The sequence below is a fragment of the Roseobacter fucihabitans genome (assembly GCF_014337925.2).
GTDB lineage: Bacteria > Pseudomonadota > Alphaproteobacteria > Rhodobacterales > Rhodobacteraceae > Roseobacter > Roseobacter fucihabitans.
This window is the reverse complement of sequence record NZ_CP143425.1, coordinates 73,672-83,366: the sequence shown is the minus strand read 5'-3', so window position 1 is coordinate 83,366 and position 9,695 is coordinate 73,672. Positions and strand designations below refer to the sequence as shown.

7 protein-coding genes are annotated in these 9,695 nt (G+C 53.0%); 6 read left to right on the top strand and 1 reads right to left on the bottom strand.

Features of this window, described 5'->3' with window-relative positions; genetic code table 11:
- Positions 1–863 precede the first annotated feature (863 nt).
- Complete coding sequence (locus ROLI_RS23080; RefSeq protein ID WP_187430210.1) at positions 864–1,664, bottom strand: hypothetical protein; 801 nt, start codon at positions 1,662–1,664, stop codon at positions 864–866.
- Between the two features lie 587 nt (positions 1,665–2,251).
- Here ROLI_RS23080 and ROLI_RS23075 point away from each other — a divergent pair.
- Genes ROLI_RS23075 through ROLI_RS23050 form a run of 6 tightly spaced genes read left to right on the top strand, consistent with a single transcriptional unit; the run spans position 2,252 to position 9,651 of the window.
- Positions 2,252–2,668 (top strand): antitoxin Xre-like helix-turn-helix domain-containing protein, encoded by a 417-nt coding sequence (locus ROLI_RS23075; RefSeq protein WP_187430175.1) that lies wholly within the window; start codon positions 2,252–2,254, stop codon positions 2,666–2,668.
- On the top strand, positions 2,665–3,375 hold the full coding sequence (locus tag ROLI_RS23070) for an RES family NAD+ phosphorylase (RefSeq protein WP_222869518.1): 711 nt from the start codon (positions 2,665–2,667) through the stop codon (positions 3,373–3,375). The genes ROLI_RS23075 and ROLI_RS23070 overlap by 4 nt, the downstream gene beginning before the upstream one ends.
- A gap of 10 nt (positions 3,376–3,385) precedes the next feature.
- Entirely contained in the window at positions 3,386–4,561 is a 1,176-nt protein-coding gene (locus ROLI_RS23065) for a cysteine desulfurase family protein (RefSeq protein ID WP_187430176.1), read from the top strand.
- A gap of 22 nt (positions 4,562–4,583) precedes the next feature.
- Positions 4,584–5,510 carry a DUF4007 family protein gene (locus ROLI_RS23060; protein WP_187430177.1) on the top strand — a complete coding sequence of 309 codons (927 nt, stop codon included), beginning with the start codon at positions 4,584–4,586 and terminating at the stop codon, positions 5,508–5,510.
- Between the two features lie 2 nt (positions 5,511–5,512).
- Positions 5,513–8,818 carry an ATP-binding protein gene (locus ROLI_RS23055; protein ID WP_187430178.1) on the top strand — a complete coding sequence of 1,102 codons (3,306 nt, stop codon included), beginning with the start codon at positions 5,513–5,515 and terminating at the stop codon, positions 8,816–8,818.
- Positions 8,815–9,651, top strand: a complete 837-nt coding sequence (locus tag ROLI_RS23050) for a phosphoadenosine phosphosulfate reductase family protein (protein ID WP_187430179.1) — start codon at positions 8,815–8,817, stop codon at positions 9,649–9,651. The genes ROLI_RS23055 and ROLI_RS23050 overlap by 4 nt, the downstream gene beginning before the upstream one ends.
- Positions 9,652–9,695: the final 44 nt, after the last annotated feature.

Below are 9,695 nucleotides of genomic sequence, written 5' to 3'. Positions count from 1 at the left end.
GTTCTGTTCTCATTATACTGTCCTTGTCTCTGCTCGTTGGACAAGGCGGCGACAGGCAAAAACTCTGTGTTCGCACAAATGCGTTTTTTCTTGCCTGTATGATTCTGGAGGTGCTATGCTGATCCTGTTCTACGAGATCTCAGAGTTGGCGCTCTGATGCACAGCTCCCCCGGAAGGTTCACCGCCTTGCGGGGTTTTGCTTTTCTAGGGTTCAGTTTCTCCTGTCATTTGTCGGCAAAAGTACTGCCGGGGTTGATGGGTTTGCACCCAGGGCTGGTCCAACTCTCGTGTGATGGTCCAAGCCAAGATGCACTTCCTCTGTTCGCACAAATGCGTTTTTTCTTGATCAAATGGGCTGGGGGGTGGTAGAACCGGATCAACAGTACAGCTGATCGAGAAGTTGGCGCTTCTTGGTTCTTGAGCCCCCCCGTTTAGGCCACCGCCTTGCGGGGGTTTTGCTTTTCTGGACGTCTCGAACCTCCTTTCGAATCTGTTTCATCATCTTCAGCATACAACACCTCGACCTCTCTTGGAGAGGTTTGTCCAGGTCTTGCGTCTGGGGCTAATTCTTGTGGTTTCATCAAGAGTTAGGCCAAGATACAAAAGCAGGGATCGCACAAGTGCGTTTTTTGCTTGCCGTATTGATGTCTTGGGTGATAAAACCGCGCTTAACAGTTGAGCCTTTTTCGGGATTGCCGTCCCTAGGTCTTATCAAACCCCCCGCATGGTTGCCGCCTTGCGGGGGTTTGCTTTTGTAGCTGCTCGCTCGCTGCCCCCTTTCGATTCTTATTTTGTACAACAGGCATACTCTCTATAGGTGCCTGTCGTAAATGCGGTTTTGTCGCGGATCAGTGCCACCACATCTAGTAGCTCACCTGCTCGTAGCCGTAATTGCCTTCATAATCACGCCATTCGACGAAAACGGAGCGGTGGAAAATGCTGGGGCAGGTGTCTCCGTAACGCTCGGTGCCGACATGCGCTTCGGGCAACGCACCGATATTTGCCCTGCGCCAAAAAAAATCCCCTTGGGTGCCATAGGTGCCCAAGTAGATTGTGGCGCTGCGGTTGCAGTCACCGTCCCGACCGGATTCATGCTGGCGGACGTTCCGCGCGTCGAAGACACGGATTGAGCGCACGAAGTTGAACTCTGCACCACTGATGTCGATGTCAGCGCGATCCTGCACATACTGCAGGGCGAACCCCTGCGGCAAAGGTGCCGCATCGCCGCCGATGATGCGCAGAACTGCGGGTTGCGGCTCCATTGCGTCCGTGAGTGGGGGGAATGGAGCGGGAAACGTATAAGGTGGTGCGCCTGCCATCGCCGCTGGCGCACTGGCGTCATAAATGCCATCAGGGTTGAGCGGAAATGATTGCTGAGGCGTACTGTCGTCCAACTCTAGAAGAATTTCGTAGATGCGATCGGCAGTCAGCGTCTTAGGGTCGACCGTGTAAGCCGCGCCCATTGGACAACGCCAGATCTGCAACGGCGGTTCAACAGGCCAGGGGGTGATGCGGCGGATGAATTCAGCCCGGGCGCGGGCGCAAGGTACGGACGCGGGCCAGCCTCCGGAAAGGCAGAGAAGGATCGCACAGTCGATTTGATAGGTTTGGGCCTCGGCACGCTGCGGTCCAGCGGACATAGCAACGGCTGTTAGCGTTGCCATGGTCAAGGCGGAGTTTCTGAGTGCTTTCAGCATGTGGCCTCCAAGGGTGCGTGCATTGGAACACTGATACAATACTGCTGTTTTGGCAAAATAATACAGTTTTGGCAAATCTTTTTGCACCGCCAGCCAGCAGTTCATTGCCCACGAAGCACTCTCCCGAGGTATTTTTCCTCTTTAGGGCTGACGTCGGACCGAGCGGACTCCCATGCTAAGGCCTCCGGTTAGGATCGGGCTCGTTACCGTCATTCACCGCGCAAAGTTCGATCGGCTGGTTCAGGTCCTTGGATCGAAAAGCATGATATTTGCAACAACGTCCTATGACCCCAAAAACAAGGCTGTCGAGGTGTTGCATATTTCATGAGCACAAAAAGTAAGCTAATTTCTTGTCATCGTAGCTTGGGTTGGCAGGCGCTTGTCTCATTCAGATCGGCCAATTAGTAGAGATCGGTCATTAAAACGAGATAGACCAAGATGCTATTGAGTTATTTAGATGTGTGCAAAGCGCCGACTATGGGCTTGGCTCATCAAATAACCTTGACTTTTGTGCATCATATGATAGGTAAGTTGCGATCATATGGAGATTCATCATGCTAAATCCTGTCCACTACGCGCCCGAACAGGCAGTCGTGCAACCTGTTGCAGAAGGAGACAAGATCGCTGCGATCGTAAAGGCCGTCGTTCGTGCAGCTGACGCGTGGGGGCTGTCAAATGCCGAGGCCGCCGCATTGTTCGATGTTCCGAGCGCAACTTGGGGTCGGATGAAAGTCGGCACCTACAAGGGGATGCTCGATCAAGACAAGGTCACAAGGGCAAGCCTGCTTATCGGGCTCTACAAGGGTCTTCGGCTTCTGTTTAATGGCCCTTTGACCTATGGCTGGCCAAAAGCAGCAAATAACGGAGCTGGTTTCAACGGCAAAACTCCAGTGCAGGTGATGTCAGAAGGTGGCATCCCCGCAATGATGAAAGTGCGTCAACATATTGATGCGTTGAGGGGAGGAATGTGATCCGAGCTGCCGACCTTGAGGAATTAGAATTCACAGACCCGGCAACTGTCCGACTCATTCCCACGGCTTATATTGATGAGCCGGCGATGGCGCCCTTGGCGGAAGATGAAGACGACCTCGCGATCCTTGAAGAGATTGAAGGGTTAACATCTGCGCGGCTCTCGCTGAGCCTACCAATTCCAGGTGGCCTAAACCCAGCCGAACTCCTTACCGAGGCTGACGGCTACGGCTGGACTTACGTGAATGCCGCGTTCTGTTACACGCGGACGACCGGCAATCGGTTTAACGGCCCAGATCGGGGGGCTTGGTATGCTTCACATGGCGAAACTGCACTTGAGACCGCCAAGGCTGAGGTGTCTTGGCACCTTACGCGCGAGCTTGAGGCAACGGGAGTGTTTGAAAACACGACTTCATACCGCGAATTGATCGCTGGGTTCACCAGCAGATTTCACACTCTAAATGGGCATGCTGGCAGCAATGCGTTGAATCCGGATCCGTCTGTGGCTTATCCGGTTGGCCAAACACTCGCGCGCGACGTCCTTGGTTCTGGTGGGAATGGGCTGCTCTACCCATCCGTAAGGCACGATGAAGGGCAGTGTTTGGTCGCGTTGCGGCCTCATATGGTTCAAAACATCAGACAAGGCGATACCTGGCTCTTTGTCTGGGCAGGGGACTCTAGCCCTCAAATTTCGAAAGCCGCGCCTTGAGGCGTGCCAGATGAAAGCTTCAACACATATGATCTACCTTGATGGTTTCTCAAGCTGGCCGATTAGACCCGAAGCAAGAGACACTATGATCGAAGCGTTGAGTTTGCCAGGCAACTCGAATTCAAATCATGTGGCTGGCTGGCAAGCCAGCAAATTTCTTGAAACCGGAAAACGCGAGACTGCGGAGCTCATAGGAGCCAATGCGTCAGAGCTTATTGTGACCTCTGGAGCTACGGAGGCCAACGCCTTGGCCTTACTCGGCGTGGCAAAAGCAGTCACATCTCAATCAACGTCGCGCAATAAAATCGTTGTATCCATGATCGAACATGACGCGATAGGTCGTCCCATAGAGCTCCTCAGAGAGAAGGGATTTGAAATAGCCGAATGCCCAGTTGACGCGGACGGCTCAATAGACCTTGAGCACTTGGCGAAGGTTGTAGACGAGCGGACGATATTGGTCAGCATAATGATGGCGAACAATCTGACGGGACAAATTCAACCGATTGAAAAGATATCGAAAATTGCACATGATGTCGGCGCTTTGATGCATACGGATGCGGCGCAAGCGGTCGGCAAAATCGCGATCGATGTGTTCGATTTGGACGTCGACTATTTGAGTCTCTCGGCGCACAAGTTTGGTGGTCCACAAGGTGTCGGCGCCCTCTACGTGGGCTCTCATGCACCGAAACCTGTCGAGCTTACGAGTTTATTGCCCATTACAGAAAGTCTAAGCGGCACGCATCCTGCAGGGTTAATTGCCTCAATGGGTAAGGCGGCTGCGATTTGTAAAAGTTCAATGTCAGACGAGCAAAACCACAGCAACGAACTGCTGTCCCGTTTTGAGCGCGGTCTTCGTCAAGTGAATGTCAAAGTGCATCGCATTTCCTCAAAAAACTTATCGGTGCCGGGTGGTGGCGCCTTCGTGTTTGAAAAAGGATCAACGTCTGACCTGATCTCGTCAGTGGGTGCGGATCTATGCATCTCGAATGCCTCAGCCTGCCACTCCGGTCAGCTTCAAGCGTCGCCTGTACTGTCGGCCCTGCACATCCCCGTAGAGGATCAGGACCGCTTTCTGCGTGTGGGTGTTGGATGGTGGCTTTCAATCGACGACATTGACACTGCGGTCAGAAGGATTTCGGCGGCAATTGAGAAGCAATTAGCCGCTACTGGTGCTTGTCACCAGTAGCAGTTGCTTATAGAATTGCGTTATGGCTGATGTATTTGAAAATTGGAGCGGCAAACCGCAGTTTGCTGGACATGAAACCTTTCCGTTGCGCATCTTGTGGCTGCGTAAGGCTTACGATGCGGTGAATGGCGGCGCGCCCTTGAGCGTCTTTAAGGACGATGAGGCCATTTCGCGTTTCGGTGTTGGTCGAAATATGGCTGTTTCGATGCGGTTTTGGGCGCAAGCTGCCGGTGTTATCTTGCTTGATGAAAAGACCCTGAAGCCATCGGAATTTGGTGAGGCTTTGTTCGGAGAAGCAGGGCTCGATCCTTATCTGGAGCACGCGAGCTCACTCTGGTTGCTGCATTGGAATCTCGCATCAACGCCAGAGTTCACGACGACTTTTTACTATTGTTTCAACGGCATAATCGCTCATGAGTTCCGCGCATCCGATTTAGTGCAATCGTTGGAACAGATCATTGACCACAAAGGATGGCGCGGCGCTCAAAAAACCATACAAAATGACGTCACAGTCTTTTTGCGTAGCTATTCCAATCGACCGTCTGGCGCGAGCGATGATGCGGCGGAGCCACTTCTTGCTGAATTGGCCCTTGTGCAGGAAGCGTCCTCAGGTGGTTGGCACGAGTTTGTGGTTGGACCGAAACCGACAATTCACGACGCTCTGTTTGCATATGCGCTGGACGCATATTGGCAGCGCGCGCATCCAAAGCGAGCGACTCTCTCTGCTGAAGCGGTATGTTACGACGCTGGCAGTCCCGGCCGTGTGTTCAAAATGGATGAAGACAGCGTCGTTGCACGTCTGATGCGGATCTCTCAGACTACCTCTGGTGCAATGGAATGGACCGACACCGCTGGCCTACGCCAAATCCAACGCATTGGGGAACTCGACAACGCTGACCTTCTGAAGCGAGCATTTGATCGGCACCTCAGCGTCGACGCGGCGGCATAGTTATGGTTGATGAAACGCTTGCCGACATTGTGCACCTGAGTGGCCGCTTTATCCGGAGTGCCCGAATTGACATGGACTTGTCCGGGACACCCCCTTTGGAGGGTTATGTTCTTCAAGCCAGCACAGAGAAGTCGCTAGCAGCCATGGCAACCGCGATCGCTGCGGGAAGCCAGAATGCATTTACGTGGACTGGCCCATATGGCGGTGGGAAGTCGAGTACGGCGCTGCTTTTAGGAAATCTGGTAGCCGGAACAGAAGATGGAAAAAAACTTGCCCGCAAAATCGCAGGCCGAAACTTATCTAAGGCTATTGATGGCGCTTTCTCGCTAGATCGGGGGCCTTGGACCGTCATTCCAGTGACTGGCAGCCGTTCAAGCCTACGTTTCGCGGTGTCAAAAACTTTGGCGGTTGGATTGGGGTGGAGCGCGCAGAGAAGCAAGAAAGCAGAATCGAGTGACGAGGCGCTTTTAGATGAACTTCGAAACGCTGCGGCATCTACTGGGATTCTCCTGATTCTAGACGAACTGGGCAAGTTCCTGGAAGCGGCGGCGGACAATGATCATGATGCTCATCTACTTCAGGACATCGCAGAAATCAGTGCGCGAAGTGACGGGCGACTTATCGTTATTGGCATTCTGCATCAGTCGTTTGAAGCCTACGCGGACAAAATGGCGGCGAGCGCACGTCAAGAGTGGGCGAAAATCCAAGGGCGCTACCAAGACCTATCGTTTCTGTCGGCAAGTGATGAGACGGTTCGCCTTCTTGGGCGGGCGATAGAAGCGGAAAAACAGCCGGCATCAGCGGCGCGAAACTCTAAAAAACTGGCAGAATTAGTGGCCAAGAAAAGGCCGACGGACGAGGAAGAACTGACGGCGGCACTCACCCAAGCTTGGCCACTCAATCCTATATGTGCCCTGCTTTTAGGGGGAATAACCCGTCGGAGTTTTGGACAAAACGAACGCAGCATTTTTGGGTTCTTGGCATCTGAAGAGCCCGGGGGGTTTCGTGAGTTCCTAGCTGCTACCCCAGCCCAATCTAGCGAGACGTTTAACCCACTCCAGCTGTGGGACTATTTGCAGACCAACTTCGGTCTAGCGCTGGCGTCAGGTGCATTGGGCCCGCAAATGAGCCTAGCCTTGGAAGCCATAGAAAAGGCTGAGGCGCTCGGAAGCAAACTTCACGTTTCTTTGGCAAAATCTGCAGCTTTGATCGAAATATTCAAAAATGGGACGGGACTCTCTGTCGATGATGAAACCTTCCGAGTTGCAGTTCCAGCCGTGCCTGAGAAGGCGTTTTCGGAAGCGCTGGACAACCTTTGTGAATGGGGGGTGTTTCTTCGACAATCTCGCACAGGCGGGTATGCGCTATTTGCTGGAAGCGACTTCGATTTGGATGCGGCCCTGGAACGGTATGGCAAACGTGCGACGTCGTCAGATCTTACACATGTCGCGGCGGCTGCAGGCTTGGACCATGTTGTTGCCAAGCGTCACTATTTTGACGTCGGGGTGCTACGAAACTTCGCTCTTCATTTAGAATGTCTTAATGAGACGTTTGACCAAAAAGAATTCCTCAAGTCGGTTACGCGAAAGGCCGCCGCAGGAAGTGGCGTCATGGTTCTTGTGGTCGCACCAAACCGCGCTGACGCACCTGATATTCAAAGAATGATGGAGGAACTGCAGTCGGTCTTGAAACAAAGCGGTTTGATCGCGGCGGTTTCACTGGCAGGGCAGGGTAGGCGCTTAGTCGAGGACGCAAGTGACTTGGCTGCCTTGAAGCTAGTGCAAACGCAAATGCCACAGATTGCGGGCGACAGAATTGCCCGCCGCGCAATCCGTGCGCGCGAAGCGACACTGCGCAACAGGTCGTCAGTGTATCTCCAAGGTATGCTGCAAGATGCAAGGTGGACGGTAGCGGGCGCTGAAGCAGGATTTGAGCTTGGCACCTCACTTTCAGCTGCGGCGTCAAGCCTGGCGGATCGCGCCTTTCTTTCCTGCCCAATCATCCACAGCGAACTACTTCAAAAAGACAGACCATCATCTAGTGCGGCGGCAGCGCTACGTGCACTGTGCCATGCCATGGTTGAAAACAAGCATGAGAAAAATCTGGGTTTCGAAGGATTCCCAGCAGCGTTTGGGCTTTATCTCACAACATTGGTGCCCGCAGGTCTTCACCGAGAGACAAACGGAACATACGGTTTTCACAGTCCGAGCAATGGCGAAGTGGGGCAGTCCCTCAAACCTGCCTGGAAAATTCTGAACAAAGCCAAAGAACAGTCGTTGGCCTCAGTCTACAGTAGTTGGAAATCGGCGCCGTTTGGGATGAAACTCGGCGTAATGCCGATACTTGCATTGGCATTTATGTTGAGTAAGCGGGATAGCTATGCCGTTTATCAAGATAGTCGCTTTGTAGCTGAGCTAGACGACGTATTTGTCGATAGAATGCTGCAAGACCCCGAATCTGTGACCTTAAAAAAAGCGAGTAGATCAGATCAGCAACTTGCATTCTTGTCGCGACTGGCCGAACGCATAAACGCTGCTGATCCCTCGGCATTGTCTGTGGCAAGTGCCGCGTTCCAACGTATTGAGGCATTGACTGACTATGCAATACGTACCACGCGGCTTTCCAAGGATACTTGTCGGATACGAGATGTCATTCGCCGCGCCGATGATCCAGAAGCCATGCTCTTTGACGCGCTACCCAACCTGAACATCAAAGGTGATTTGGTGGAAAAAATCGTCTTTGCGATTGATGAATGCGAAGCTGCATTTCAATCGTTGAGATCAGAGCTGCGTGCTGCGATCGCCAAGGCCATTGGCGTAGCTCCGGATACCTTCGAAGGTGCCAAGGAGCGAGCGCAATCGGTAGAGGGCTTGAGCTCCGATCTAAAGTTTGAGGCCTTTGCGATGCGTTTAGGAGAAATCGAGGCGGGGCAGGGCACTATTGAAGCCCTTGCAGGAACACTGCAGCCAAAACCAATGAGGGATTGGTCTGACCGAAATCGCGAAGGGGCCTTGTCAGAAGTTGCGCAACTAGGCCGAAGGTTCCGACAAGCTGAAGCCGTAGCAATGATGCGGGCCCGAAAGTCGAACACCGAAGCGATTGCCTTGATCGTTGGCGTTGATCCAAACCAGCCCCCCATCCTGCAGAGCTTCGAGTTAAGCGAGAGCGAGAAAGCAACAGCAAGTGCGCTTGCAAGGTCCATCGTTGGAGACCTCAAAAAGGGTAACCTTAACCACGAACTGAAGTTGGCAGCTCTGGCGCGCGCCGTTGCCGCGCTGACAGATGATATTGATCAGGTTGAAGCATGAACAGAGAACGTCACATTTTGGGAATTTCGGGAGGGCGCGACAGCGCGGCTTTGGCCGTCTATATGCGCCAAAACCATCCCGCCATCGATATGGAATACTTCTTCACCGATACCGGGAAAGAGCTTCCAGAGGTTTATGACTTCCTGAACCGCCTTGAAGGTTTTCTGGGAAAGCCAATAGACCGGCTTAACCCTGATCGCGATTTCGACTTTTGGCTGGCTGAATATGGTAACTTTCTTCCTTCCGCAAAAACCAGATGGTGCACTAGGCAGCTCAAGCTCAGACCTTTGAACCAATGGTTGAAGGATGACCTTGAAAACGGGGTGGACGTGCATTCCTACGTCGCCATTCGTGCTGATGAACCAAACAGATCAGGTTATAAATCGCCACACACCAATATGAAGGTCCACTTTCCTCTGCGTGAGGCCGGCATCGACAAGGCTGGGGTGATCGACCTTCTGAAAGATACTGACATTGGGGAACCTGAATACTATCGTTGGCGCTCAAGATCTGGCTGCACATTTTGCTTTTTCCAGCAGAAGATTGAGTGGGTGCGCTTGATGCAAGAACACCCTGAAGCCTTCGCAGAAGCGCGGGCGTACGAGAAGACCGCGGAAGAGCACGGATCGCCGTTTACTTGGAGCGACAGTGAGAGTCTTGATGAACTCGCACAGCCCGAACGCATCGCAGCCATAAAGGCAGACTACGAAAAGCGGCGAGCCCGCGCTCTAAAGGCGCTTCGTCCAAACCCGTTGTCTGGGCGGAGCGAACCTACCCTAGATGAAATATATGGTGCGGATGAGAGCAACTCATGTGTAATCTGTCATAAGTAATCCACCCCACGTGTCTGTGTTGAACTGAAAATTGATTTGAGCAA

Excerpts from the sequence above, each read along its gene's own strand:
- ROLI_RS23080 (WP_187430210.1), bottom strand. The coding sequence starts at position 1,664 with ATGGCAACGCTAACAGCCGTTGCTATGTCCGCTGGACCGCAGCGTGCC.
- ROLI_RS23075 (WP_187430175.1), top strand. The coding sequence starts at position 2,252 with ATGCTAAATCCTGTCCACTACGCGCCCGAACAGGCAGTCGTGCAACCT.
- ROLI_RS23065 (WP_187430176.1), top strand. The coding sequence starts at position 3,386 with ATGAAAGCTTCAACACATATGATCTACCTTGATGGTTTCTCAAGCTGG.
- ROLI_RS23060 (WP_187430177.1), top strand. The coding sequence starts at position 4,584 with ATGGCTGATGTATTTGAAAATTGGAGCGGCAAACCGCAGTTTGCTGGA.
- ROLI_RS23055 (WP_187430178.1), top strand. The coding sequence starts at position 5,513 with ATGGTTGATGAAACGCTTGCCGACATTGTGCACCTGAGTGGCCGCTTT.
- ROLI_RS23050 (WP_187430179.1), top strand. The coding sequence starts at position 8,815 with ATGAACAGAGAACGTCACATTTTGGGAATTTCGGGAGGGCGCGACAGC.